Raw genomic sequence first — 26,237 nt, 5'->3', positions numbered from 1 at the left:
GGCAAAAAAAAGCCTGCCGCTGCTGATGCAACGGCAGGCCTCAGAAGTATGTTTGCTTATCGTTTTACAGCGCCTGCTTCTGTGTTGGTCTCTGCTTCCTCACGCACGCTGTCGCCTGCCTGGATGGTGTTGGCACCCTGGTCGTGGTTTGGCATTACCTCATCTTTTTTTGCCTGGTCTACAACGGCATCCCCCTCGATAGTACCGGCATCAGACACGTTGAATGTTTTACGTGTTCCCGGCTCTACAATGTCTGTAGAAACTTTCTCGCCCGGTCTCAGGTCAGACGGAGTACCGCAGGAAGCCATAAACAAACCGCATACGGCGGCAAATACTGCTGTTACGTTCTTATTCATTTCTTGTACGTTTTTATACTTTCTACAAAAGCCTTCACCTGCCACCCCGCAGATAAGACGTTATTTTTGAACACTTTACGACAAAGAGCTAAACCCAGGTTGTGGCACTGTTAGGATATCAGGTTTTTGCGGCGCAGGTAGCTATCCATCAGCTTCAGGTCGTTGGGGCTGTTAAAGATACGGAATGGCATGTGAATAAACACCGGCACCTGAAACGTGCGCGCCACCCAGCCTTTCCAGCCACTAGGCAACTGTGCATCGCTCGGCGGCTGCAGCCATAGCATATAGCCCTCATTCTTTTTCTGGGCCCGCTCGATCATATCCCAGGTCAGGGCCATGCCCTCGCGCTCGTTGCGGCGCAGCAGGATCTGGCGTTGGTCTACCTCGTAGGTTAGCTTCTCGAACAGCGGACTGCCCTGCTCCACCTGCGTCACGCTCATGACCTGCGCAGACCGCAGCAGCACGAACAGCAGCGTTATGATGATAGCCCCTGCTACCCACCACCACGAGAAGCTGAACACGGCCGGCAACAGGAACAGCACCAGCGGAATGAGCGCGTGCCACCATGTTTTGCCCCAGGCCTGCACCAGCGCCATTCGGGTGTAATCATTTTTATCCTGCTGGTACTTCTTAGTTCGGATAGCGAGAGGGTTCGGGCCCTGCGCCATCCGGCGGCCTCTTTGATTTGGTTGCTGCATAAATACTATAAATGTAAAATCGTCTTCTTCTTTTCCCTGCGCCTACAGCGCAAACCTTGGTATACTTGGTGCCGGAGCTAAAACGCCTTCAGGCTCAGATCTATACTTCTGTTGGAGTGCGTGAGCGCGCCCACCGAAATAAAGTCTACGCCGCACTCGGCCACGGCGCGTATGGTTTCCTCCGTAATTCCGCCGGAAGCCTCCACTTCATACTTTCCGCCAATCATGGCTACAGCCTGGCGCATGGTGTCGGGCGTCATGTTATCCAGCATAATGCGGTGGATGCCGCCTGTCTCCAGCGCCTCCTGCACCTCCTGCAGGTTGCGTGTCTCTACCTCAATCTTCAGGTTTTTGCCTTTCTCCTGCAGGTACTTTTGGGTGGCCGTTATGGCCTCGCGCACGCCGCCGGCATAGTCCACGTGGTTGTCCTTCAGCATGATCATGTCGTAGAGGCCGAAGCGGTGGTTATGGCCGCCCCCGATCACCACGGCCCACTTTTCCATTATCCGGAAGTTGGGGGTGGTCTTGCGGGTGTCGAGCAGCCTGGCTCCGGTACCGGCTATCAGGCTGGCCATGTAATGGGTGTAGGTGGCAATCCCGCTCATGCGCTGCATGCAGTTGAGCACCAGGCGCTCGGCGGTAAGTATACTTTGCGCCCTGCCTTTCACGGTAAACGCCACATCGCCATACTTCATCCGGTCGCCGTCGTGCATCAGCACGTCCAACTGCAGACTCGGGTCCACGGCCCTGAAGATGTAGCCGGCCAGTTCTACGCCAGCCAGGATGCCATCGCCCTTCACAAGCAGGCGCGCCTGGTTCTGCGCATCGGCAGGTATGGCCGCCAGCGAGGAGTGGTCCCCATCGCCTACGTCCTCAGCCAGCGCCCTGGCAATGAACTCGTTTATACTTTTTTCGGTGAGGTATGTCGGTTTCACGGTGCAAAAATAAAAAAAGGCGCGGTATAAACCCGTGCCTTTGTAAAAATCTGTGTAATATGGCGTTAATCTTTGATAAAGTTCATTGAGTGGATGAGGTATTTGCCGCCGGAGGCCTTCATCCGTATCAGCACCGTATAGGAGCCGCCCTTGGACGAATAGGTGCCGATGGCGTACAACTGTCCCTTGTCCGAAGTGCCATTATGGTTCACACTGAAGTCTACGGGAGCGTTCTTGGCAAAGAAGTTCTTCATCACAAACTCTGCCTGTGTGCTGCTGTAGCTGGTGGCCTCTGCCCCGTCGAGGGTGATCTCCACCATGCTGCCAAAGTTTCTGGAGAGGTCTTTGGCTGAGCCCGCCTTCATTGCCTGCTTCACGCTGCCCATCGCATCGCCCTGCGCCACGGCCTGCCCCGTCATCATAAAAATAGTTACTAACAAAACCGAGAAGGCAACTGTGAGGTGTCTAAAGTTTTTCATAAATGCTGTTGTCATACTTGCCCTTGCATGAGCCAAAACTATGCCAAGTAACAAAGAATTTCAGAGACTCTAATATAAAAGGATTATCCTGATAAAGAAAGCATTGTTGCCTGGCCTCGCGTATACTTTTAAGGGGGCACACACAGTTAAGGCAAAGGGCGAAGCCACTTAAATCGCGCCTGTAGCTTTAAAGATATTAGCTATATTTGCACCATGGACAAGAAGGTACTCTTAGTGATTTTAGATGGGTGGGGCATTGCCACCGATCTGGCGGCCTCGGCCATAGATAAAGCCAAAACGCCTTTTATCGACTCTATTTTTGAGAAATACCCCCACACCACCCTGCAGGCCTCCGGCGAGGCTGTTGGGCTGCCGGATGGGCAAATGGGAAACTCTGAGGTGGGGCACATGAACATCGGCGCCGGGCGCGTGGTGTACCAGGACCTGGTGCGCATCAACAAGGCCATTGCGGAGCGCAAGCTGGCTTCCATGCCTGCCATTGCCCGCGCATTTGCCTATGCCAAGGAAAACAAAAAGGCGGTACACCTGATTGGTCTTGTATCCGACGGGGGGGTGCACTCGCACATCAACCACCTGAAGGCGCTGTGCACGGTGGCCTACGACTATGAGCTGCACGAAGTATACATCCATGCCTTTACCGACGGCCGCGACACCGACCCTAAAAGCGGTGTGAAGTTCATCAACGAGCTGGAGGAACACCTGGAGCATGCCTCCGGCACCATTGCCTCCATTGTGGGCCGCTACTATGCCATGGACCGCGACAACCGCTGGGAGCGCATCAAACTGGCCTACGATCTGATGGTGAAAGGCAAAGGCGAACCGTCGCAAAACCTCATCAAATCGATGTTGGACTCCTACAACGCCGGCGTCACGGATGAGTTTATCAAGCCGATTGTGAAGGTGAATGACCGCCAGGAGCCTATTGCCACCATCAAGGACGGCGACGTGGTGATTTGCTTTAACTTCCGTACCGACCGTGGCCGCGAAATTACGCAGGCCCTCACGCAGCGCGATTTTCCGGAGCACGACATGCACAAGCTGGACCTGCACTACGTGATGATGACCAACTACGACGACACCTTCCTGAAAACAGAGGCTATCTTTGAGAAAGATAACCTCAACAACACGCTAGGGGAGGTGCTCGCCAAAGCCGGTAAGAAGCAGATCCGCATTGCCGAAACAGAGAAGTATCCGCACGTTACCTTCTTCTTCTCGGGGGGCCGCGAGGTGCAGTTTGAGGGCGAGAGCCGCATTATGCGCCCTTCGCCGAAGGTAGCCACCTACGACCTGATGCCGGAAATGAGCGCCTACGACATTCGCGACGCCATCGTGCCGGAACTGGAGCAGCGTAGCGCTGACTTCGTTTGTCTTAACTTTGCCAACCCAGACATGGTAGGGCACACGGGCGTGTTTGAGGCTGCCGTAAAGGCCTGCGAGGTAGTAGACGAGTGCGCGGCCAAGGTTGTCACGACCGCGCTGGAAAACGGCTACGACACTATTGTAATTGCCGACCACGGAAACGCTGATATGATGATTAACCCGGACGGTACGCCCAACACAGCCCATACCACCAACCTGGTGCCGTGCGTGCTGGTAAGCAACGACTTCAAAGGCACGCTGCACCCGGGCAAGCTCGGTGACATTGCCCCGACCATACTGGAGCTGATGCACCTGCAAAAACCGGAGGAAATGACCGGCGAATCCCTGATCAACCATTAACATCACATGCCTGTGGCCAAGTATAAACCTCTCTATCTGATAGGCCTTTTACTGGCCCTGGCGTCCTGTGAGCGGCCTTCCCCACCTGCTACGACGGAGGCGGGGAAGGCTGTTTTTCACCTTACCTCTTACCTGCAGGGGCAGCGGCAAAAGCTGGAGGCCGACAAGCCGATGGTCCTGAAGTCGGTGGCGACGCAGGGCAGAGAGCCGGAGGTGGTCGAAACCATGGATGTGGACTGGGAGGACGAGCTGGCCGTGTTTGAAGAGGCCGACCTGAGCCGCCCCTCCATGCAGGAGTACTATACCCGGCAGGAGCAGCAACTGGAAGACGGCTCTGTGGCGATAGCCTATACCAAACGAGAGGACGCTGAACCACAGGTGCACTTCCTGCGCCTCGTCCTGGGCCCCGACGGAAAACTAAGGCAACTCAATGCCAGCCTTCAGGATAAGAACATTATCTTTTTCTCGCGCCGCACCATCGAACTTCACGCTGACCCTCGAACAGGCGATATTTCCGGATACAGCGTGCTTGGTGTGCAAAAGATGATTTTCGGGGACTCGCTTCGCTATGAAGTAAAAGCCAACCTTTAGAAGTATAAGCGCCTCCTAAGCACTTTTTCCCTTACCACACTCTCCTGATTTTCCTTATCTTGCTATCCGTTCAGGCACACCTGCCTGGACTATAACCCTTTACCCCACAGCACATGCGCACCGTTGCTCTCACGGCTGTACTTTGGCTTTGCGCTACCCTCTCCGGTTTTGCCCAGGCGCTGCCCGGCACGCGCAACTGCGCCACCACGGCCTACCTGGAGCATCAGAAAAAGCAGAACCCGGCTCTGGAGCAGCAACGGCAACAGGTGCAGCAGGCCGTGCAGGAAAGGCTGCAACAGCAGCAAAGCGGATGGCAGAACCTTCGTGCCGTGACCACCATCACCATTCCGGTAGTGTTTCATGTAGTGTACAACGGCGAGGCGGAGAACATCTCCGATGAGCAAATCCTCTCGCAGCTGGAGGTGCTGAACGCTGACTTCAGAAGGCGCAACGCAGACGCCGTGAACACGCCTTCATATTTTGCACCCTATGCGGCCGATACACGCATTGAGTTCTGCCTGGCCTCCCTGGATCCCAACGGCGATCCCACTACGGGCATCACCCGCACCCAAACGTACCGCAACGAGTTTGATTACGCATTCGATTACATCAAGAAGGCTGACAACGGCGGCGTGAACGCCTGGGACACCAACCGCTACCTAAATATTTGGGTAGGAAATATCAAGGACAAGGTGCTGGGTTATGCCAGTCCGCCGGGCACCACGCTGCCACACCTCGACGGGGTGGTGCTGCACTACACCGCGGTGGGCGCCGCGCCTGTCAACAAGTTCGACTCGCCTTACAACCTGGGCCGGACCGCCACGCATGAGGTAGGCCATTGGCTTGGCCTGAGCCACATCTGGGGCGAGGAGGAGGACAGTTGTTCGGACTCCGACGGCATCAGCGACACGCCCAACCAGCAAACCTATACTACCGCATGCAGCGGCGGCATCGAGATTTCCTGCGACAACGGCCCTTACGGCAACATGTACCAGAACTACATGGATTACAGCCACGATGCCTGCATGAACCTTTTCACCCACGGCCAGGCTGCCTACATGAAGGCGGTCATCAGCACCAGCCGCAGCGGGCTGCTTCAATCATTGGCCTGTAGCGCCTCCATCCGCTCTGATTTTGGCCTGGCGCAGCCGGGCGATACCCTGGCAGTGGCCGGAGCAAGTATACAATTTGCCGCCGCCCCCGAAGGAGTACGGGCAACAGCGTGGCTTTGGGAGTTTGAAGGCGGCGTGCCGGCAACATCGACAGTGGAGAACCCTGCAGTTACCTATCCGAGGCCCGGCAAGTATAACGTGAAGCTAACGGTAAGCAACGGCAGCACCAGCGACACGGAAGTGAAAGAGGACTTTGTGCAGGTGACCGTCAGCGACCTGACCGTTTACCCGAACCCAACTGCTGACTTTTTATACATAGAGCAACCCGCGCGCATACTTGTGCGGCAGGTAGAGCTGGCAAACAGCGTGGGCAAAACGGTGCTTTCTGCCGAGATAGGCAAGCGCTACCTGCAGCTGGATGTGCGCCACCTGCCACCCGGAGTATACTTCCTGCGCATTCGCAGCTCTAATGGGACCGATATTAGGAGAGTAAGTATAGTAAGGTAGTTGTTAGTTATTGGTTAGTAGTTGTTAGGGAAATATCCTAAAGTATAAAAGAAGCATACTTGCCGTATACTCCTCTAACTGGACGAGCCTCTTCTCTATACTTATCCAATTCCCCCTAATAACTACTACCTAATAACCAATAACTAAACACCCCTGCCTTTCCCCTGTAGCGTTACCACCACCGTTCTTTTGGAAGCGTGGTCGCGGTGCTCGCAGAGGTAGATGCCTTGCCAGGTGCCCATGTTCAGCTCCCCGTTTTTAATAGGAATGGTGACGGAAGTGCCCAGCAGGGCAGCTTTCAGGTGTGCGGGCATGTCGTCGGGACCTTCCAAAGTATGGCGGTAGTAAGGCTGGTTTTCGGGCACCAGGTGGTTAAAGTGGCTCTCGAAGTCCTGCCGCACGGTGGGATCCGCATCCTCGTTTATGGTAAGACTGGCGGAGGTATGCTTGATAAAGACATGTGCCAGGCCCACTTCTATTTCCTCCAGTTCCGGCAGCTGCGCCACCAGCAGGTCTGTTATCAAATGAAACCCACGTTTCACGGCGGGCAATCTTATCTCTTTCTGAAACCACATAATCTAGAATTTTGAATTTCGAATGAGTGAATTTTTCTTTAGAGTGACGGCATCGGCCTTTATACTTTCTGCTTGGCTACCTATACTTAAAACGTACAGTACTTACATTCACTAATTCGCTCATCCACTCATTCAAAATTAATCTATCGTCCGTTCATACGCGCCTATGTCGGGTCGGGTGCTGCTGCGAGGGGTTCCTTTTAGGTCCTGACGTATGGCTGGCAGCACTTTGGCGGCACCGCTGGCAGGGGAGAGGGTGTCGAGGCTAAAGTCATACTTAGTGGGGGCTTTAAACTTTGGCTCGGTGTTCAGCACATTGCCGTTGCCTTCTAAAAGCTCCTTGTATACTTGCGTGCGCAAGACGCTGTGAGCTATCTCGGTGGCAGCGGAGGCAGGCTCCACCAGTACCTCGTTGGCGGTACTGTATCCATCCGAATATACAATAGAGTTCACCAGGCGCAGCGAAGTGGGCTGGTCTTTGATATCCGTTTCAGGTATAAAATCGGCCACGGCCAGCAAAGGCGTTTCGCGCTGCAGCGGGTTCTGGTAGCTGGCAATGGTGGTATAAAGCAGCTCATACTTGCCTCCACCCAGCCCGCCAAAGCCATACTGCCCGCAGTTATAGATCAGCGTATTCACCAGCTGCACCTCCGAGGTAAAGGCCACCACACCGCCCAGCAACGCATGCGCCACGATACCTCCATCTATCAGTGTGCCCGCCTTGCCCGGGTTGCCGATACGCACGCCATACACGGTGTTTTTGATGTCGGCATACTTTATCTGGTTGCCCCCGCTGGATGCCAGGATACGGATGCCTTCCCACTGGCCCGGCAGGGTGCGGTAGCTTTCCTCACGGCGGTAGCCGCTAAAGTATACCCGCTCCTGCGGCGTGCCCTGCACCTGCAGCTGCCCCGCCACCAACAGGACCGATTTGTTAGCGCCGTAGATGCGCGCGCCGGGTTCTATGGTCAGGATGGCGTCCTCCTCCACCAGCACCGAGTCGAGCAGCACGTGGGGTTTATCGCTGGCCCAGGTAGTGGTGCCGGTGCGGCCTTTGCGGTGGAAATAGGCGTTCTGGCCATACGCCACCAGCTTCACGTTCTGCTGCTGCCCGTTGGTAGTGAAAAGTATAGAATCGGCTACCAGGAACGGTTGGTTCTCTGCGGTGGGGTTGATGTTGGCTTTTACCAGCACGTAAAGGCTGTCGCCGCCCCGTAGCTCCAGGTTGTTGGCCAGCGGCGCCTGCACCCCGTTGATGGTCAGCTGATAAGGCGAGTTTCCTGCGCCCGCCAGGGTCACCTGACTGATGCGCACGGCCTTCTCATTGCGGTTGTATACTTTCAGGCGCTTGGTAATGCTGCCCCTGCTCACGAACACCGTATCAAACAGCAGCGTGTCTGCCGAAAACTGCAGGACCGCATTCGGATCGGTGGTGATTACTTCGTCCTTCGGCTCGCAGCCAAACACCGACAGCAGCAGCAACAGGGGCAGTATGACAAGCAGGTATCTCAAGTATCGTTATTCGTTGTTAAAAGTATAAAACCGCTTAGTTAAGCGATTTCAGAGAGGTTATCACATTAAACTTTTTATACTCGTTGATGCGCGGGTCGAAAAACTCTTCCTCCCGGTAGCCCACCTGCACTTTTCTATCTTTGATCTCTTTATAGTTGCTGCTGTTTAAGCTAAGATCAGTAGTAAAGAACGACAGCCAGTAAAAGCTGGAGGCCTTGCCACTGGCATCTTTTACAGTGAACACGATAAACTGCTGATCGTTTATACCGGTTACCGTTCCCTCAAATGTTTTCTCTTCCACAGCAGTAGCTTCTTCTCCGGTGTAATTCATCATATCCATCAGGGCGAGGAAGGTATCGGGGCATTTAGTAGCTATTTTGACACCCAGCATTTCCCCGAGCTGCTCCCCTTGCCCCGCAATTCGCGAAAGCTCAATACCGTAGTCTTTCTTTAATTGTTTCTCATAAGGGCCGGCAGCCTGCAACACACAAGCGCCAAGCCGCATTTCCAGGTTCTGTTTCTCCCCACTGTTTATAAGCTTGCTGATACAGTCACAGGACTGGCTTGAGATAGCATCCATGTAATTCTGTGCAGACGCCTTAGGAGTGATAACAAGGAGGCAAACGGTAAAGCAAAGGAGTAAAAGTTTGTTCATGAAGTTTGGAATGGTTGGTTAAAAATTGATTTGCTGAATTTAGCAAACCCGGTAGGCAAAACCTATATAGCACAAAAAAAGGATGCAGCGCCGCTATACTTGCTTCGCTACATCCCTTAATTTATACTTTTATACTTGCTTATTCAGCCGTGGCGCCTTCTTTCAGTCGCTCGGCGTTTTCGGCAATGCGCAGTTCTTCTACAAAGTCGTCGATACCGCCATCCATTACAGCAGGCAGGTTGTACACGGTGTAGCCGATGCGGTGGTCGGTTACGCGGCCCTGTGGATAGTTGTAGGTGCGGATTTTATCGGAACGGTCGCCGCCGCCCACCATGCTCTTGCGCTGGGCACCCTCAGCCTCGTTTTTCTTAGCCAGCTCCACCTCGTAAATACGCGAGCGAAGCACCGCCAAGGCTTTGTCAAAGTTCTTGAGCTGCGATTTCTGGTCCTGGCACTGCGCCACGATACCCGTCGGGATATGCGTTAAACGAACGGCCGAGTAGGTCGTGTTTACCGACTGACCGCCCGGGCCTGAGGAACAGAAAAGGTCCTTGCGCACGTCGTTCATGTCGATTTCCACGTCAAACTCCTCCGCCTCCGGCAGCACCACCACCGAGGCCACAGAAGTATGGATACGGCCCTGCGTTTCGGTGGCCGGCACGCGCTGCACGCGGTGCACGCCGGATTCGAACTTCAGCTTGCCGTATACGTCCTCGCCAGACACGCCCACGATAATCTCTTTGTAACCTCCGGATGTACCTTCGGTGGCGTCCATCAACTCCATTTTCCAGCCATGCTTCTCGGCAAAGCGGCTGTACATGCGGAACAGGTCACCGGCAAAGATAGAAGCCTCGTCGCCACCGGCACCGGCACGGATTTCCATGATGATGTCCTTGCTGTCGTTCGGGTCTTTCGGAATCAGCAGCTCTTTCAGCGTCTCTTCCATCACGTCGCGCTGCGGAAGCAGCTCGTCCAGCTCTTCCTTGGCCATCTCCCGGAAGTCCTCATCCTTCTCGGTGGCAATCACCTGCTTGGCGTTGTCGATGTTGCTGAGGATGTTTTTATACTTTTTATACTCGGTTACGATCTTGTCCAGATCTTTATACTCTTTATTCAGCGCCTTAAATTTCTTCATGTCGCTGGCCACATCCGGCTGGATGAGCAGCTGACTTACTTCCTCAAAACGCTGGTTGATGGCTTCTAACTTATCTAACATCGTGTTATTCTGGTTTTAGGCTGCAAAGATACGAAATTGGCCTATAGATTTAGTTATCCCTATTGCCATATAAGTATAATTCTGCCGCCCGTGCTTTTTCCTATGCCTATAACTTTAAAGGCGCGGCTATAGTTTCAGGGCGCACAACAGAACTTGATGAGCACCATTATAGACACAAACTATAAGCGAATCAATTAAATCTATCGGAACTATTGCCCTACTCTCATCCGAAACATTTACTTTTGACAGTAGTTTAACTAGAGATAGCATTAGATCAAGGAAACCATAAAAAGAAGAAATATGGCTGTTATTGTAGCAACTGACAACGATTTTAACGAAGTACTAAGCTCTAACCAGAAAGTGGTGGTGAAATACTACGCCGATTGGTGTGGCAGCTGCCGCCTGTTCTCGCCAAAGTTCAAGCGCCTGTCTGACGACGAGGCTTTTGCCGGCGTGGCTTTTGTGGATGTGAACGCCGAGACCAGCCCGGAGGCCCGCAAGCTGGCCAACGTGACCAACCTGCCTTACTTCGCCATCTTCAAAGACGGCAAACTGGTAGACTCTGTGGCTGCCAGCAAGGAGGAGGCCGTTCGTGAACTGATCCATAAACTAAACGCGTAAAGTATAGCCATGAAGATACCCGCCATTAAGAAACTGGTAGAAAACAACACACTGGAGGAGCTGATGGCCGCCGAGGCAGCTATCGTGGACGAGCAGCCGTTGGCCATAGAAGTAGGGGGCGACGACGAGGGCGAGCAGCTGACGCACGTGCTGGCCGCCATTTGGATCCTGAACGAGATGAACGACAACGGCACCGACTTTAAAACCGCGCTGCGCCAGTACACGCAGAAGGTGCGCGTTTCCATCAGCTAGTACCACCACCTTATACATAACAAAGCGCCGCGGCCAAAGCTTATACTTCGGCCGCGGCGCTTTATACTTTCTATACCTGGCTGCTAGATATTGTTTCTGGAAAAATACTCCTCGGCCAGTTTGCCGCCCTTGTCGGCACAAAGGCCGCGCACATAGTACAGGTACATGCTCCGGAACACTTCGCCCAAGTCGTAGCGGTTGGGCGGGAAAACCTGCGGGTTAATGAGCATGTGAAACTGCTCTATGATGATTTTGGCAACCAGCTGCAGGTTGATGTCCTTGCGGAAGTAGCCCTGCACCACCCCCTCATTTATAACCTGGTAGTTGAGGTCGTAGTTATAGTTGTTGAGGTGGTCGAGGCACGTTTGCCAAACGTCGGGGTAATGTGTCCGCAGGTCGCTGATATAATCCGGGTGGATGGTCTTCAGATCCTGTATACCGTACTGCAGCAGCATGATGATCTTCTCCACGGGGTTGCGGGCCTGTTGCAGCCGCTCCTGATCGCGGTCCTCCTGCTGGTCGAGATCATACTGCACCACCTGCTGCACCATTTCCTTCCGATCACTGAAAATAGCCCTGTATTCCTCTTCCGGCATGCCCAAACGCGCTACCAAGCTTTCGTCTGTGTACCTCTCAATCCCTTCGCTCCTAAAAATATCAAGAAGCTGGCCTAAAACTGTCTCTTGTACAATCATCTGGTGTATACTGCGTATCTCTCCGTCGCAATGCTTCAGTCTGAGCAGCTCCTTGCAAGCATACTTCAGTCCCAACTTTACGCCCGCTAAAGATAGTCAAATTCATAAAGCCTGCGCACACGACACAAACTATAGCAGAACATAGATGCTTACAAAAAAGGTCAATTGCACGAGATAAACATAAGGGGCCAGGTGGTTAAGTTTCTCAAAACGAGCTTGTTGGAAACACAATTGAAGTATAAATGCCACCGCAAACCAGCCTATAAAATTAGAGAGGGGAATCTGGCCGCTGTGCCAGCTCCAGAAATCGAACTGTACCGCTACGGGCTCCATAAAGAAATCGAGCAGCAGCATGAGCAGCGTGCCCAGTATGGCTTTTGCCCACCAGGGCCAGGGCGTATAGTTGCTGATGTGGCCGGTGCTATAAACCAGCATCAGCCAGTTGAGGCCAATGAGCAGGGGCACCTCCCATACTTTGGTACCCAGCGCCTGCCCGTAAGTATAATCACCAAACAGCAGGCCCGTGTGGATGCCGATGACCTCGGAGAAGAAGCCAACGGCAAAGGCAAGCAGGGCAAAAAGTATAAAAGCGCCGTTCCAGCTGCGGTGGAAGGCAAACAGCAGCGCGTTGGTGAGCAGCAGGTTCATGGGCGTCAGGCTCTGGAAACGCTCGGGCTCCCCGCTGAAGAGCAATCCCCAAAAACCCACCGCATGGAAGATGACCAGCACGGCCACTGCCAGGGGCAGGCCATACTTTTTATACTTCGCTTTGCCGCTATGCACTTCTGTTGTGATGGTTTTAAGCATGTTTCGGTGTTTTTACGCAGTTAGCCGCCGGGGCCAGCTCGCCTACTATTTTGGCCGAGAGCAGGCACAGCGGAATGCCGCCGCCCGGGTGTACGCTGCCGCCGCAAAAGTATAAGCCTTTTAGCTTGTTGCTGAAATTGGGGTGCCGCAGAAAAGCCGCCATCCGGTTGTTGGAGCTGCTGCCGTACAGTGCCCCCGCATACGACGAAGTGCGGGCCTCTATCAGCAGCGGGTCCAGCACCTGCTCTTCTTCTATCAGTTCTTCTATACTAGTACCAAGCATTTTTTCGAGTTTTCGGAGCACGGCCTGCCGTGTTTCCAGGGTGAGCTGCTGCCAGTCCTGGCCCTGGTTGTGCGGCACGTTCACCATCACAAACCAGTTCTCGCTTCCGGCCGGGGCATCTGCAGGGTCTGCTTTGGAGGTGATGTTGAGGTACACGGTGGGGTCCGGGCTGATGCGTTTATACTTGAAAATGTGCTCGAACTCGGCCTTGTAATCCTGGCTGAAGAAGATGTTGTGCACGTGCAGCTGCGGAAACTCGCGTCGGATACCCCAGTAAAAGATAAGCGCCGAGCTGGAGCGCGGCTGTTGCAGCGTCTGCTCCGGCGCCTTGTGCTGCGGCAGCAGCCGGCGGTACGTCGGCACGATGTCCATGTTGCTCACCACCACGTCGGTTTTATACTTGCCCTGGCTTGTTGCTATGCCCGTTATACTTTGCCCTGAGGTCAGTATCTGCTCTACCGGTTCGCTATAGCGGAACACCACGCCCAGCTCCCCAGCCAGCTTCACCAAACTTGCCGCTATACTATAAATACCGCCCTCCGGGTAAAAGGCACCGATGCCGTGCTCCAGGTGCGGAATGATGTTGAGCGTGCCCGGGGCCTGGTACGGGTCGGAGCCGTTATAGGTGGCAAACCTGTCGAGCAGCTGCACAAAGCGGCTATCGTTGAACTGGCTGGCATTGGCCTGGTGCATGGTGGTGGTCAGGCCCAGGTCGGGGAGGCAGCCGAGCGCCTTCAGCACGTCCGCGCTCAGGTAGGTATCGAGCCGGTGGAGCGACTTGTGCAGAAAGGTATCGGCCGTGCCTTTATAGAGCCGCTCGCTGCGGGCCAGCGCCGCCAGCACCGCCTCTTCCGGCACGCCCAGCTGCCGGCTTGCCTCTGCGGCAAACCGGGCGGGCTCGGCATAGGCTTTTACCTGGCTGCCGTCAGGCCAGAAGTAGTGCGTGATGGGGTCAAGGCGGGTGTAGCGGAAGTAGTCGGAGGGGGTGCGGCCGGCCAGGGCAAAGAGCTCGTCTACCAGGTGCGGCAGCGTAAATAGCGAGGGCCCGGCATCAAACCTGTACTTGCCCAGCCAGAATTCCTGCATCTTCCCCCCAAACGTATGGCTCGCCTCAAAAACAGTCACTTCATAGCCTTTCAGGGCCAGCCGTATACTTGCCGCGATGCCTCCGATTCCGGCTCCGATGATGGCTGCTTTTGTCATGCTTTGCTATACGGCGTTTTGCTTTATGTGCTGTAAACTGATGGGGTCAGGGAAAGGTTTTGATCATTTATACTTTGCCGGATGCCCTTTTGCAGAATATACTTATTTTGCGATATTTATACTTTAGGATGTAAACTAACCCGCTATGAAACACAAACTTATACTTTTACTAGCCCTGCTGTTTGCCTTCCCTGCCTTCGCCCAGACAGATCGGGTACAGGAGCTTATCCAGGAAGGCATTACACTGATGGACAACGGCGAGCTGGATGCTTCCATCGCCAAGCTGCAAGAGGCCCGCAAACTAGACCCTAAAAACAGCCTGGTTTTATACGAAATTGGCCTCGCCCATTACCTGAAGACGGATTACCAGAAGGCGTTGGAGATAACCGCACCCTTGGTCAAGGGTAAAAAGGCTTTCGACCAAGCCTTTCAGCTGCGCGGCAACAGCTACGACATGTTGGGAGATCCTACCAAAGCTATAAAAACATACGAGGAAGGGCTGAAGAAATTCCCTAACTCGGGCCCCTTATACTTAGAGGCAGGCGTGGTAATGCTCAAAACAAACGCCCCTGATAAGGCCCTCACCTATTTCGAGAAAGGGATAGAAATGGCTCCCCGGCGTCCTTCCAACTACTACTGGGCCGCCAAGCTCTTCCTGGACTCAGACGAGGAAGTATGGGGGATGCTGTACGGAGAGCTCTTCCGGAACCTGGAGCCAAACTCTGCCCGAAGTTCCGAAATCAGCAAACTGCTGTACGACACCTACAAGAGCGAGATTAAGTTTATTTCCGATACGGCTGCTTCCGTGAGCTTTAGCAAGAGCAACGTGATGGGCTTCAACAGCAAAACGAGCTCTTTTAACCTGCCTTTTGGCACCATGTCCTACGAAATGACACTGGCGGTATCGGTGGCAGGCAAAAAGCAGATTGACCTTCCCTCATTGCACCAGATCCGCACAAGCTTCGTCGAGAATTTCTACGGCAACGACATAAACAAGCGCTTCGACAACCTGCTGTTTCAGTGGCACCGCACCCTTCAGGAGGCAGGCCATTTCGAGGCCTATAACTACTGGCTGCTCAGCGCCGGCGACGTAGAGACGTTCAACACGTGGGTGGAGCAGCACGAGCAGCAATTCCAGGCCTTCGCAGACTGGTACACGCAGGATCGTTTCCCGGTTAGTCCGCAGTCATACTTCCACCGAAGCCAACTCAGCAACGTAACTTTATCGACAGAGGAGTAGGTTTTATACTTTGCCAAACACCTTCCGGTACACCGGCCCACGCATGCCGAAGGTTGCCAGCATGAGCGGGTAAAGCAGCCCGTCTAAAAGTATAAAGCCGGTGCTGTAGGTGATGATGTCGTGGATGATGGCGCCGCTGCCATGCCGGGAGACCAAGTGCTTGTGGTGCCATACTTTGAGCGGCGGCGGCAGCTCCTGCCCCTGGTCTATAAAGTATGCTTCGGCACCGGTTATACTTCTCTCGGTAATCAGGCTGGTCCAGCGGAAGGACTTAAGGCCTGTCTGCAGCTCTACCTCCACCACATCGCCCGGCTCTGAGCCATCGAAGCGCAGCAGCTTCAGGCGCGGGAAGGAGGGAGCCAACTGCCGGAACAGCCGCTCATCAAAGGCGCCAAACACCTGCAGGTAGTCCTGGGCAACGGCTGTTTTTAAATGGAGCTGCATAGTTTGATTGTTGATTGCTGGATTGTTGGTTTCTGCAGTGCAGGTGTACTTCAGCTTGGTCTTCGGGATTTGTAATCCCGAAGCACTTACTACCAGGATTTGCAATCCGGCTTTTGGTCCCCTTCGCATCAGTCTACTAAACAGACGAAGTATAGACTCAGCTTACAAACCCTGGCAACAGCACGATTACCGGTTTTAAATCCGATGGTGCCATGCCCTGTAACACACCACCCCTAACCCCTCCTTAACCAAGGAGGGGAACATGTTTAGCTTATACTTTTAACTTCCCTCCGGGCGATAAGTTATACTTTTACCAAAACAAAAGCCGCTGCGTTTATACTTGCAGCGGCTCTTTTATACTTATGCCCAAACCAATATTGAGCAACAATCTAACATTCGGCAGTCAACTTTAACTTAATAGGTTGTCGATATCGTCCCGGGTCAGGCTTTTGATGATGGTCTCATCGATGCTGATCAGGTCGGTTACAAGCTGTAGTTTGCGGCTCTGCAGGGCCAGGATTTTCTCTTCCACCGTGTCCTTGGTGATGAACTTGTAGGTGAACACTGTGTTCTGCTGCCCGATGCGGTGTGCCCTGTCCACGGCCTGCGCCTCCACAGCCGGGTTCCACCACGGGTCAAGTATAAACACATAGTCCGCGGCGGTCAGGTTCAGGCCCACGCCGCCGGCCTTCAGCGAGATGAGGAACACCTGTATGCTTTCGTCTTTCTGGAAACGTTCTACCTGCTCATGGCGGTTTTTGGTGTTGCCATCCAGGTATGTATACTTTATCTCCCGCTTGTCCAGGGAGCGCTTGATGATCTCCAGGTGCTTGACGAACTGACTAAATATCAACACCTTATGCCCCTTGCTCACCACATCCCGGGTTTTGTGGATCACCTCCTTCAACTTGCCTGAACTGCCCTCGTAACCGGGGTCGGTCATGAGCGGGTGGTTGGCGATCTGGCGCAGCTTGGTAAGGCCCTGCAAAAGTATAAACTGGGTATTCCCAGCCCCGTTCTCCTCCAGGCTCGTCAGGATTTTGTTGCGGTAGTAGGATTTGGTTTCCTCGTAGGCATGCTCCTGCTCCTCGGTCATTTTGCAGTAGGTAGTGTGCTCCACCTTCTCGGGCAGCTCCGTGGCCACCTGCGATTTATGCCTGCGAAGTATAAACGGCTTGATGAGCGCGTGCAGCCGGCGTGTCTTCTGCTCGTCCTTGTCCTTCTCTATCGGCTTGAGGAACTCGTTGCGGAAGAAGTGCTGGTTGCCCAGCAAACCGGGGTTGATGAACGACATCTGCGACCACAAGTCCATCGTGCTGTTCTCTACGGGCGTGCCCGTAAGTATAAGCCGGTGCCGCGACTTCAGCTCCCTGACCGAGCGCGAGGTGTTCGAATCCGGGTTCTTGATGGCCTGCGACTCGTCGAGGATGATGTAATCGAAGTAATAGGTCTTGAGCAGCTCCGCGTCCAGGCGCACGATGCCGTAGGAGGTCAGCACCACGTCGTAGTTCGAGAACAGCTCCACGTTCTTCTCGCGGTAAGTGCCGGTATAGTTGAGGATGCGCAGGTTGGGGGTAAACTTCTGGGCCTCGTTCAGCCAGTTGTACACCAGCGAGGTCGGCATCACCAGCAGCGTGGCGCTCTCGGCGCCGTTTTCTTTGCGGTGCTGCAGCATGGCCAGCGTCTGCACGGTTTTACCAAGGCCCATGTCGTCGGCCAGGCAGCCCCCAAATTTGTAGTTCTGCACAAAGTGCAGCCAGTTGTAGCCTGCCTTCTGGTAAGGGCGCAACTCGCCCACAAAGCCAGCCGGCATCGGCTGGTCCTCTATTTCCTCAAACTCGCGCAGCTGCTCCAGCTTGCGGCTCATGGTCACGGTGGCCAGGTTGCCGTTCTGCAAATCGTTTACCAGGGCCATGTGGTGCTTGCGCAGGGTCAGCTGCTCGTCGCCCTCGGCAAAGGCAAACAGCTCGATGTACTGCGTAAACCACTCCTCGGGAATGATAGCCACCTGCCCGTTGGGAAGTATAAACTCGTTGTTCTTTGTAAGGATGTGGTTCCGGAGCTTGATAAACGGAATCTCGAACTCGCCAAACCGAACGGAGCCGTAGATGTCAAACCAGTCGTTTTTCTCGGTAATGCCTACCTCCAGGGCTATCTCGCCTATAAAGTAGTGCTTGCCGCCGTTCTCCGACTGCTTTACCGTCACGCCCAGTTGCTCCAGCTCCTGCAGGTTGGTGTTGAGCCAGGCAAAAGCCTCGTTCTTCTCTACCAAAACTCTGCCGTTCTTCAGATCCAGGCCGCGCTTGCCCAGTTTCCGGGCTACTTCTTTCTCGCGGGTAAGGTCGCGGGTTAGCTTGTAGAAAGTATAGGAGTCTTCTGTTTTAGCCATACTTACGCTAATGCGCTTGGGCTCCTGGGTTTGCACCATGTGCCCGCCATACATAAAGGCCAGCTCAAACAGGATGCTATGGGTGTTGCGCTCCGCGTGCTGTTCTCCGTTTACGGCGGCTCTGGCCGCGGGAGCCTCTGCCGCTATCTCCGCAAACGTCAGGAAAGCACGGGGCTCATACTTTTCCTCCCGCACCCCGAAGCCCTTTACCCGCACGTCAAACGACTCCATGAGCGGCACCATAAACTTGCTGTAGTAGTTTTCTTCTATGGCACGCGGTATGGCAATAAATTTCTTGTTCAGGAAGGGCTGCAGCTTTTTGCCATCTATCGATTTTTCGAAGCTATAAACCACATCGTCGAGCAGCAGCCAGGCCGGCTCGTGGCAAATCAGGGCAGCGCCTTTATACTGAAAGTCCAGCTTTTCGCCGGCATACCTTATTCTCGGGAAGTAGTGGGTGTTGTCCTGGTTGCGCATGAGGTGGAACAGCACCGAGGCCTTCTCCGGAGCCAGCGTGATGCGGCGCCAGGTTGGCTCGCCGTCCTTGCCCATGATAAAGGTGTTTTTACCCTGGCTCAGCAGGTCGAGGATCTTGCTCATGCGCACCTGCATGTGGCGGTTTATCCGCTCCTGCAGCGCCTTGTCTCCTTTCTCCGCATCGTACACCTTCAGGAAGAAATCAGTCGCCGACATTTTCTTGGCCGAGAATTTCTTCACCACAGCGTCCTGCTGAATCTGGTCCATAAGCTGAATGAGCTTAAAGTCATCCGCATCCAGGCGGGCGGCAAACTCGTCGGCATTCTTGGCTGAAACATTCTGGTGCTGGAGGGTAAGCTGACCTTTTGTGTTTACCTGCACCACAAAAGACTCAAACAGGTATCCCAGATACTCGTGTTCGAAGAGAGAATAAACTGCCTGAAAAGGCTGTGTGGTGGAAACTTTCATGCCGGGGTGCAATTAGCAGACTCCAAATTTAACCATAAAAGCGCTCTTTTCCTACTATTTAGGAGCCGGTTTGGCTTGTACTTTAGGGAGCCATTTCTGTCGTTTTCTAGCGAAACAGGCACGTCCCGCGAATGTTTCCGATATATAGAAATTGTATTTGAAGGGGAGAGGCTAGATATTCTCCGTCACCGACATGGCAGCGGCCCTGTTGGCAGGCCTGATGGAGACAAGGAGCGTGATGACGATGATGGCGATACCCGTGAAAACGAAGTCCTCCACCTGCATTTTAACCGGGTAGGCCTCCACCACCGAGGTAGCCATGCCCATACTGATGATGCCGAAGGTTTGCTGCAGGTTGCAGACCAGCATGCCCAGCGTGAGCCCGTAAGCAGCGCCGATAAGCGCCACCAGCGCCCCCTCGAACAGGAAGATGTTGCGGATGGTTTTAGCCGTGGCTCCCATGGAGGCAAGTATGGCTATGTCCTTTTTCTTGTCGATAACCAGCATGGAAAGCGAGAAGAAGATGTTGAGGGAGGCAATGCCCAATATAAACGCAAAGGTGATGAACACGAACAGCTTCTCTACCTTCACGGCACGCAGCAGGCTGGTGTGCTGCTCATCAGAGTTCTGCACCTTAAAGCCTTCGCCCAGTATCTGCTGCAGCGCGCGCTTCACCTGCTCAATTTTAAAACCTTGCTCTACCTTTATCTCCAGGGCCGTGCGGCGTCGGCCGTACTCCAGCAATTCCTCGGCGAAGTTGAGGGGCACAAATACATAGGCATCATCGTACTGGCGCTCGATGGCAAAAATACCGCCGGGCAGGATGTTCAGGCTGTTGAAGGAGGCCTCCGGGTTAAGCGGGTTGAACTTGACGTTGCGCGGGTAGAGGAACTGCAAGGCCACAAACTGGTTGTTTGGCCGGATGGAGAGCTGGTACTGCACCCCGCGCCCCACCAGCGCCCGGTAAGTGTTTTTAAAGTATAAATCGCTGGAGCCCTCCACCACCGACGCACCGATTTCGTTCTGCTCGAAGAAGTTCTCGCTCACGCCCTTTACCTTCACCACCATCTGGCGCTCGTTGTAGCGGAGCAGGGCGTTATCCTCTATCACCTCCGACACCACAGCCACGCCCGGCGTGCGGCGGATGCGGTTCATGAACTCAGTGTCCGTTTCAAAGGACTTACCCTCTACGGCCGATATTTTCAGGTCAGGGTCGAAGCTGGAGTAAATCTCCCGAATCAGGTCCTCCAGGCCGTTAAACACCGACAGCACGATGATGAGCGCCGCCGAGCCTACCGCCACCCCAATCATGGCAATATTGGAGATAATGCTGATGATGTTCCTCTTCTTCCTAGAGAAAAAATACCGCTTCGCTATCAGAAAAGGGACGTTCATTTAGTTCGTTGTTCGTTGACCGTTATCAGTTACCCGAGATCAACAATTAATCAATGTAGCAATTTAACAATTAAACTACTTCCACGCTTTTACAATCAGGCCGGTGCCCGAGGGGTGTTTCCCGTTTACATCCAGCCAGTTGAGCACCAGGCTCACCGGGAAAGTAACCAGGTAGTAAAACGGCAGCACTATAAAGAAAATTTTAGAGGCATTGAGCATCAGCAGCGGGTACTTCATCGATAGGCGCCACGACACCTGCCCCGGCTTGCCGTACGAGTAACGCGCCTGCACCTTGCTGAAGCCAGCTGTCCTCAGTTTACCCTCGATCTCTTTGATGTTATAGCCATCGCGCACGTGCTCCTCTATAAACGAGGCTTCGTCCTCGCCGTGTACGTCAGAGCCTCCCTGGTCGGAAGGGGTGGAGATGAGCAGCATACCGCCCGGGCGCAGCGATGCGTGGAAGTTGCGGAACACCTCCACATCCTCCAGGATGTGCTCCATCACGTCCACCGAAAGTATAAGGTCGTAGCTCTCCGGCTCCCTGTACTTTACCAGGTCAGCAATCTTGAACAGCACGTTGTGGCGGCCAATGGCACGCATAAACCGGTTGCAGTCCGACACCTGCTCCTCCTTCACGTCCACGGCAAGTATACGCCACTTGCCGCTCATGCCGGAAAGCTTATAGGTATACTGCCCAAAGCCAGAGCCGGCATCGAGTATGTGCTGCTCCCCGCCGCGGCGGTTCTCAGCCCACTCGCTCAGCTCTTTATGCACGTGCCAGGCACGCAGCAACAGCAAATCCAGCAGGTTATAGAATACGCGGCGCAGGAACGGTGTTTTATTGAACACGTTGCCCAGCACCCGCTTTATAGGGTCGTACTGCATAAGGGTGATGTGTGGCTAAGGCCTACTTGTTAGGGTATGTTTCGTCGTCCTCGTCATCCTCGCGGGCCGGCGGAATGTCGATGTTCTCGAAAAGCTTGTCGATTTTGGCGGCATACTCGGCGGTATCATCCAGGTAGAAGATGAGCTCCGGGATAATGCGCACCTGGTTTTTAATGCGCTGGGCCAGCTGGTGCCGGATGGTTTTGGCGTTGATGCGCACCTCCTGCAGCACCTCCTCGTTGCTTTTGGCCATCATGATGCTCAGGTATATTTTGGCCACCCCCAGGTCTGGCGACACGCGCACCACGCTCACCGATATATAAGCGCCCCCAAACAGGTGCGGCACCTCCCGCTGGAAGATGTCGGCCAGTTCTTTCTGAATCAGGCGCGAGAATTTCTGTTGTCTTTTACTTTCCATATGAAGATGCAAATATCATATTAATTTCGCATTTTTACCCCAAAACGGCCTTACTCATTTCGGGTGGGGCAATTTGGCAGATGCCTCTCAGGCAAGCGCTTTTGTGAACCTGTATGCGATACCGGACCTCAGCTTATACTTTGCCAGGCGTGTTTTTATACTATAGTACCGTTTCTTCTTAACTCTGTCTTTCCTTGATAAGTTACTTCCGTAGCATACTACCCTCCCGTCTCTTCATGCTGGTTTTGCTGTTTGTAGCCATTCAGCTGCCCCTGGTGCTGCTGGGCATTCGGCCAACTGCGCCTGAGCTGCTGCACATGCTGGTAGGGGAGCGGCTGGCCGACGGCCATGCCATGTACCGCGATATCTACGATAACACGGCGCCCATCTCGGCGCTGGTTTTCTGGCTGATTGACCTGGTGGCGGGGCGCTCTTTTCTGGCCTACCGATTGGTGTCCATGGCGCTTATCCTGCTGCAGGCCTTGCTACTCAACAGCATCCTTAACCGCCACAGCGTGTATGCCACCAAGGACTACCTGCCGGCGCTGCTGTACCTGGTTGTCGGCAGCCTCTCCTTTGAGTTCAACATGCTCACGCCGCTGCTTATCGGCAACACCTTTCTTATACTTTCGCTGCCCTACATCATTACACTTAACCGCGAGGGGTACGAGAACAACCGCTTGTTTGTAGGTGGGTTTATGCTGGGGCTGGCCGCCATGAGCTACTTGCCGCTGGCTTTGTTCCTGCTGGTGGGCATCTTCGCCGTTATCTTCTTCGCTTCCAACACGTTCCGCAGCACCATGCTCATGCTCTGCGGCTTTCTTTTTCCGTATGCGGTGCTGATAACGTACTATATGTACACCAACACCAGCCAGGAGTTCCTGGAGCTGCACTTGCTGCGGCCCTGGCAGCTGAACGTCTCCTTTCTGCGCCCTCCTTCCGATGTGGCCAAGCTCATGGCCATTCCCGGGTTTATACTGCTGCTCTCGCTCCTGAGTGCCGCATCGCAACCGCAGCGCCTGGTTTTTCAGGTTAAGTTTCAGCAGCTCATGTGGGTGTGGCTGGCCGTCAGCATGTTGGTTATCTTCACCCGCGATGAGATTACGATAGCCACCTTCATCATCATCCTGCCGCCCGTTGCCTATTTCGGGGAGTTTTTCTTTACCTCGGGCCGCAAGGGTTGGATTATAAACAGCGTTTTCCTGGCGATGCTGGCCACCGTGCTGGTCATGCGCTACCGGTTGGCGCTGGGTATAAACGAGTATTTGCAGATGGATGAATCGCCGCTGCTGCTGGCTGAGCCACTCCAGCCAACTATCCAAAACAGCACTGTGCTGGTGCTAGGAAACGACATCAGCTATTACATGCATAACAAGCCCCTTACCCCATACTTAAACTGGAGCCTGGCCCAACGGCATTTTGGCAACCTGAGCGACTACCAGGCGGTGTTCGAGCTGCACGAAAACTTCCGGGATGAGATGCCGCAGTTTCTGGTGGACAAGGTGGGGCTGATGCCGGAGTTGTCTTATAAACTACCTGACGTCTTCGGCAAGTATGAGGAAACAGCCGAGGCCGGTATCTACTGCCTGAAATAAAAGCAAAAGAGCCGCTCCGAAAGGAACGGCTCTTTTGCTATACTTTACTTTATTACCCCTTAGCAGGCAGCTATCTTGTTCACTCTGTTCAGGTGGCGGCCCCCTTCAAAGTCTGTGCTCAGGAAAACGCGCACCATTTCCCTGGCTACCTCCTCCGAAACAAACCTTGCCGGAATGCACAGAATATTGGCGTTGTTATGCTCGCGGGCCAGCTTAGCCAGCTCTGGCAGCCAGCATAGCGCCGCGCGTATGTCCTGGTACTTATTGGCCGTTATAGCCACCCCGTTTCCGCTCCCGCAGATCAGGATGCCAAAATCGGCCTCCTTGTTCACCACGGCCTTCGACAGCGGGTGCACATGGTCCGGGTAGTCTACGGATGCTTCTGAGTCAGGGCCGAAGTCCTGCACCTGGTGGCCCAGCTCTTCCAGCAGCCCTTTCAGCATGCTTTTATAAGTATAGCCGGCGTGGTCTCCGCCGATTGCAATTTTTAGTGCCATTACGTTACAGCTCGTTTTGTTCGTTAAGTCGCTTCAGGTCTTTTTTACGTATAGACCTCGAAATGTGGATACTTACCTCGTAAAGCAGCATCAGTGGCAAGGCAATCAATGTTTGGCTTATCACATCCGGTGGGGTGATGATAGCCGCCACCACGAGTATCACTACGATGGAATGGCGGCGGTAGAGCTTCAGGGTCTCCGGCGTGATTAATCCCGCTTTTGTGAGGAAGAACACGATCACCGGCAGCTCAAACATGATAGCACAGGCCAGGCATAGCGTTGTCAGCGTGGAGATATAAGACGATAAATCGAACTCATTCAGAATGCTCGGGTCCACCTGGTAGCCTGCCAGGAAGTTGATGGAAATGGGTGATACCACGTAGTACCCGAACAGCAGGCCCATCAGAAACAGAATCGACACAAAGAAAACGGCTCCCTGTGAGTTCTTACGCTCCTGCGGGTAGAGGCCCGGTCTTACGAAACGCCATATCTCCCAGAACGCGTACGGGAAGGCACAAGCCAAGCCTAACACAGCCGATACCATTAAGTGCATGGTAAACTGCCCGCTCATCTGCCGGCTCTGTATGGTAAAGCCTAAATCATCGAAACACAGGGCATCAGACCCAAAATACTGGCCCACCTGGCACATGACCCTGTAACTTAGAAAGTCCGTGCGCGATGGGGCAAGTATGATGTCATGAAATACAAAGCCCTTCGCCAGGAAAGCGATAGTAGCGAACACAAAGATAGAGCCTAACGCCCTGATAATGTGCCATCTTAACTCCTCCAGATGGTCCACAAAGGACATCTCCTTCGGCTCTTCCTCCTCCAGATATTGCTGATCCAACAAAAGTGGCTCCTCCTATTCTTCAGGTATAATTAATAAGCGAAAAGCGGATACTCGCGCATCCATTTGTTGATCTCGCTGCGCACGCTGCCGATCTTCGCCTCGTCCTCGTTGTTCATCAGCACGTGGTCGATGTACTCAACGATGCGATCCATGTCCTGCTCCTTCAGGCCGCGGGTTGTAATGGCGGCTGTGCCCACACGCATTCCAGAGGTTACAAACGGAGACTTATCATCGAAAGGCACCATGTTCTTGTTGATCGTGATGTCGGCTTTTACCAGCGCGTTCTCAGCCAGTTTACCGGTCAAGCCTTTAGAGCGCAGGTCGATCAGCATCATGTGGTTAACTGTGCCACCGGAAATGAGGTCGTAGCCACGCTCCACGAAGGCCTTGGCCATCGCCTGTGCGTTCTGCTGCACTTGCTTCACGTAGCCCAGGTAGTCATCAGACAGCGCCTCATAGTATGCCACAGCCTTGGCTGCAATCACGTGCTCCAGCGGGCCACCCTGCGTGCCCGGGAATACGGCGCCGTCCAGCAAAGAGGACATCATGCGCGTTTCGCCCTTTGGTGTCTTGATGCCAAATGGGTTCTCAAAGTCCTTGCCCATCATGATCATGCCGCCTCTAGGGCCACGCAGCGTTTTGTGGGTAGTGGTAGTTACAATGTGGCAATGCTCAAACGGGTCGTTCAGCAGGCCACGGGCAATAAGTCCGGAAGGGTGGGAGATATCTGCCATCAACAGGGCGCCAACCTCATCGGCAGCCTGGCGCAGTTTCTTGTAGTCCCAGTCGCGGCTGTAGGCAGAGGCACCGCAGATGATCAGCTTTGGCTTCTCACGACGGGCTGTCTCCACCACTTTGTCAAAATCGATCAGGCCTGTTTCCTGCTCAACGCCATAGAAGGAGGGGTTGTATAACTTCCCAGAGAAGTTTACAGGAGAACCGTGCGTGAGGTGACCGCCGTGCGAAAGGTCAAATCCGAGGATTTTATCCCCTGGCTGCAGCACTGCCAGCATCACCGCTGAGTTTGCCTGGGCTCCGGAGTGCGGCTGCACGTTTACCCACTCTGCCCCGAAGAGCTCCTTGGCGCGGTCTATTGCCAGCTGCTCCGACTGGTCCACGATTTCGCAGCCGCCGTAATAGCGCTTGCCCGGCAGGCCCTCGGCATACTTGTTCGTCATCACGCTGCCCATGGCCTGCATTACCTGCTCCGAAACAAAGTTCTCGGAGGCAATCAGTTCTATGCCATGCGTCTGGCGCTCTCTTTCTTTCGCGATCAGGTCAAATATAGCGGTATCTCTTTGCATCGGTCTTAAAATTGATATGATCCCAAAATTAAAGTATG

General features: G+C 54.0%; 26 protein-coding genes. 7 read left to right on the top strand and 19 right to left on the bottom strand.

All coding sequences use genetic code 11. The annotated features are described in order from the left end of the window. Positions 1 to 56: 56 nt before the first annotated feature. From C8N40_RS01620 to C8N40_RS01605, 4 genes are all read right to left on the bottom strand, one after another. Positions 57 to 356 (bottom strand): hypothetical protein, encoded by a 300-nt coding sequence (locus C8N40_RS01620; RefSeq protein ID WP_108210052.1) that lies wholly within the window; start codon positions 354 to 356, stop codon positions 57 to 59. A gap of 110 nt (positions 357 to 466) precedes the next feature. Next, positions 467 to 1,054, bottom strand: a complete 588-nt coding sequence (locus tag C8N40_RS01615; protein WP_245904945.1) for a hypothetical protein — start codon at positions 1,052 to 1,054, stop codon at positions 467 to 469. A 77-nt stretch (positions 1,055 to 1,131) separates the two neighbouring features. Then, complete coding sequence (gene nadC / locus C8N40_RS01610) at positions 1,132 to 1,989, bottom strand: carboxylating nicotinate-nucleotide diphosphorylase (RefSeq protein ID WP_108210050.1); 858 nt, start codon at positions 1,987 to 1,989, stop codon at positions 1,132 to 1,134. A 65-nt stretch (positions 1,990 to 2,054) separates the two neighbouring features. Continuing rightward, on the bottom strand, positions 2,055 to 2,468 hold the full coding sequence (locus tag C8N40_RS01605) for a DUF4783 domain-containing protein (RefSeq protein ID WP_092100988.1): 414 nt from the start codon (positions 2,466 to 2,468) through the stop codon (positions 2,055 to 2,057). Between the two features lie 213 nt (positions 2,469 to 2,681). Here C8N40_RS01605 and gpmI point away from each other — a divergent pair, with 213 nt between their 5' ends. The 3 genes from gpmI to C8N40_RS01590 all read left to right on the top strand — a co-directional run bounded on the left by gpmI (position 2,682) and on the right by C8N40_RS01590 (position 6,418). Further along, a complete protein-coding gene (gene gpmI, locus C8N40_RS01600; protein WP_108210049.1) occupies positions 2,682 to 4,208 on the top strand; it encodes a 2,3-bisphosphoglycerate-independent phosphoglycerate mutase in 1,527 nt (508 codons plus the stop codon). Positions 4,209 to 4,220: 12 nt separating this feature from the next. Further along, positions 4,221 to 4,799 carry a hypothetical protein gene (locus tag C8N40_RS01595; protein ID WP_146173493.1) on the top strand — a complete coding sequence of 193 codons (579 nt, stop codon included), beginning with the start codon at positions 4,221 to 4,223 and terminating at the stop codon, positions 4,797 to 4,799. A 113-nt stretch (positions 4,800 to 4,912) separates the two neighbouring features. After that, entirely contained in the window at positions 4,913 to 6,418 is a 1,506-nt protein-coding gene (locus C8N40_RS01590; protein WP_108210047.1) for a M43 family zinc metalloprotease, read from the top strand. Between the two features lie 143 nt (positions 6,419 to 6,561). Here the strand turns inward: C8N40_RS01590 and C8N40_RS01585 are convergent, their stop codons facing one another. From C8N40_RS01585 to prfA, 4 genes are all read right to left on the bottom strand, one after another. Further along, positions 6,562 to 6,993, bottom strand: coding sequence for a secondary thiamine-phosphate synthase enzyme YjbQ (locus C8N40_RS01585; protein WP_092100979.1), 432 nt, complete (start codon positions 6,991 to 6,993; stop codon positions 6,562 to 6,564). 138 nt (positions 6,994 to 7,131) lie between these two features. Then, positions 7,132 to 8,505 (bottom strand): hypothetical protein, encoded by a 1,374-nt coding sequence (locus C8N40_RS01580; protein ID WP_108210046.1) that lies wholly within the window; start codon positions 8,503 to 8,505, stop codon positions 7,132 to 7,134. A gap of 34 nt (positions 8,506 to 8,539) precedes the next feature. Beyond that, positions 8,540 to 9,160, bottom strand: a complete 621-nt coding sequence (locus tag C8N40_RS01575; protein ID WP_146173492.1) for a hypothetical protein — start codon at positions 9,158 to 9,160, stop codon at positions 8,540 to 8,542. Positions 9,161 to 9,299: 139 nt separating this feature from the next. Next, positions 9,300 to 10,376 carry a peptide chain release factor 1 gene (prfA, locus tag C8N40_RS01570; protein ID WP_108210044.1) on the bottom strand — a complete coding sequence of 359 codons (1,077 nt, stop codon included), beginning with the start codon at positions 10,374 to 10,376 and terminating at the stop codon, positions 9,300 to 9,302. Between the two features lie 300 nt (positions 10,377 to 10,676). Between prfA and C8N40_RS01565 the strand changes: the two genes are divergently transcribed. Further along, a complete protein-coding gene (locus C8N40_RS01565) occupies positions 10,677 to 10,997 on the top strand; it encodes a thioredoxin family protein (protein ID WP_108210043.1) in 321 nt (106 codons plus the stop codon). A gap of 9 nt (positions 10,998 to 11,006) precedes the next feature. Beyond that, positions 11,007 to 11,249, top strand: coding sequence for a DUF6952 family protein (locus C8N40_RS01560; protein ID WP_108210042.1), 243 nt, complete (start codon positions 11,007 to 11,009; stop codon positions 11,247 to 11,249). Between the two features lie 83 nt (positions 11,250 to 11,332). Here the strand turns inward: C8N40_RS01560 and C8N40_RS01555 are convergent, their stop codons facing one another. The 3 genes from C8N40_RS01555 to crtD form a co-directional block, all read right to left on the bottom strand. Beyond that, positions 11,333 to 11,845, bottom strand: a complete 513-nt coding sequence (locus C8N40_RS01555; protein ID WP_245904943.1) for a TetR/AcrR family transcriptional regulator C-terminal domain-containing protein — start codon at positions 11,843 to 11,845, stop codon at positions 11,333 to 11,335. 228 nt (positions 11,846 to 12,073) lie between these two features. Then, positions 12,074 to 12,751 (bottom strand): carotenoid biosynthesis protein, encoded by a 678-nt coding sequence (locus tag C8N40_RS01550; protein WP_108210041.1) that lies wholly within the window; start codon positions 12,749 to 12,751, stop codon positions 12,074 to 12,076. After that, the gene (gene crtD, locus C8N40_RS01545) at positions 12,744 to 14,237 is read right to left on the bottom strand and encodes a 1-hydroxycarotenoid 3,4-desaturase CrtD (RefSeq protein ID WP_108210040.1); all 1,494 of its coding nucleotides are present in this window, start codon (positions 14,235 to 14,237) and stop codon (positions 12,744 to 12,746) included. The genes C8N40_RS01550 and crtD overlap by 8 nt, the downstream gene beginning before the upstream one ends. A gap of 145 nt (positions 14,238 to 14,382) precedes the next feature. On the opposite strand from crtD, the gene C8N40_RS01540 reads away from it, so the two are divergent. Beyond that, positions 14,383 to 15,477: a tetratricopeptide repeat protein gene (locus C8N40_RS01540; protein ID WP_108210039.1), complete on the top strand. Its 1,095-nt coding sequence runs from the start codon at positions 14,383 to 14,385 to the stop codon at positions 15,475 to 15,477. Between the two features lie 3 nt (positions 15,478 to 15,480). Here C8N40_RS01540 and C8N40_RS01535 read toward each other — a convergent pair whose 3' ends face one another. The 5 genes from C8N40_RS01535 to rbfA all read right to left on the bottom strand — a co-directional run bounded on the left by C8N40_RS01535 (position 15,481) and on the right by rbfA (position 21,953). Next, positions 15,481 to 15,921, bottom strand: a complete 441-nt coding sequence (locus C8N40_RS01535) for an SRPBCC family protein (RefSeq protein WP_108210414.1) — start codon at positions 15,919 to 15,921, stop codon at positions 15,481 to 15,483. 409 nt (positions 15,922 to 16,330) lie between these two features. After that, the gene (locus C8N40_RS01530; RefSeq protein ID WP_108210038.1) at positions 16,331 to 19,255 is read right to left on the bottom strand and encodes a DEAD/DEAH box helicase; all 2,925 of its coding nucleotides are present in this window, start codon (positions 19,253 to 19,255) and stop codon (positions 16,331 to 16,333) included. A gap of 171 nt (positions 19,256 to 19,426) precedes the next feature. Beyond that, positions 19,427 to 20,650 (bottom strand): ABC transporter permease, encoded by a 1,224-nt coding sequence (locus C8N40_RS01525; protein WP_108210037.1) that lies wholly within the window; start codon positions 20,648 to 20,650, stop codon positions 19,427 to 19,429. A 75-nt stretch (positions 20,651 to 20,725) separates the two neighbouring features. Continuing rightward, the gene (locus tag C8N40_RS01520) at positions 20,726 to 21,535 is read right to left on the bottom strand and encodes a class I SAM-dependent methyltransferase (protein ID WP_108210036.1); all 810 of its coding nucleotides are present in this window, start codon (positions 21,533 to 21,535) and stop codon (positions 20,726 to 20,728) included. A 22-nt stretch (positions 21,536 to 21,557) separates the two neighbouring features. After that, on the bottom strand, positions 21,558 to 21,953 hold the full coding sequence (rbfA, locus tag C8N40_RS01515; RefSeq protein WP_108210035.1) for a 30S ribosome-binding factor RbfA: 396 nt from the start codon (positions 21,951 to 21,953) through the stop codon (positions 21,558 to 21,560). Between the two features lie 194 nt (positions 21,954 to 22,147). Here rbfA and C8N40_RS01510 point away from each other — a divergent pair, with 194 nt between their 5' ends. Then, positions 22,148 to 23,548 (top strand): hypothetical protein, encoded by a 1,401-nt coding sequence (locus C8N40_RS01510; protein ID WP_146173491.1) that lies wholly within the window; start codon positions 22,148 to 22,150, stop codon positions 23,546 to 23,548. A 59-nt stretch (positions 23,549 to 23,607) separates the two neighbouring features. Here C8N40_RS01510 and rpiB read toward each other — a convergent pair whose 3' ends face one another. The 3 genes from rpiB to C8N40_RS01495 all read right to left on the bottom strand — a co-directional run bounded on the left by rpiB (position 23,608) and on the right by C8N40_RS01495 (position 26,199). Beyond that, the gene (gene rpiB / locus C8N40_RS01505) at positions 23,608 to 24,045 is read right to left on the bottom strand and encodes a ribose 5-phosphate isomerase B (RefSeq protein ID WP_108210033.1); all 438 of its coding nucleotides are present in this window, start codon (positions 24,043 to 24,045) and stop codon (positions 23,608 to 23,610) included. 4 nt (positions 24,046 to 24,049) lie between these two features. Then, complete coding sequence (gene tatC / locus C8N40_RS01500; RefSeq protein WP_108210413.1) at positions 24,050 to 24,853, bottom strand: twin-arginine translocase subunit TatC; 804 nt, start codon at positions 24,851 to 24,853, stop codon at positions 24,050 to 24,052. Between the two features lie 71 nt (positions 24,854 to 24,924). Beyond that, positions 24,925 to 26,199 (bottom strand): serine hydroxymethyltransferase, encoded by a 1,275-nt coding sequence (locus tag C8N40_RS01495; RefSeq protein WP_211318021.1) that lies wholly within the window; start codon positions 26,197 to 26,199, stop codon positions 24,925 to 24,927. Positions 26,200 to 26,237 lie beyond the last annotated feature (38 nt).

It is taken from the genome of Pontibacter mucosus, from assembly GCF_003054055.1.
GTDB lineage: Bacteria > Bacteroidota > Bacteroidia > Cytophagales > Hymenobacteraceae > Pontibacter > Pontibacter mucosus.
The sequence above is the reverse complement of the archived record's forward strand: the minus strand, read 5'-3'. Positions and strand labels throughout refer to the sequence as shown.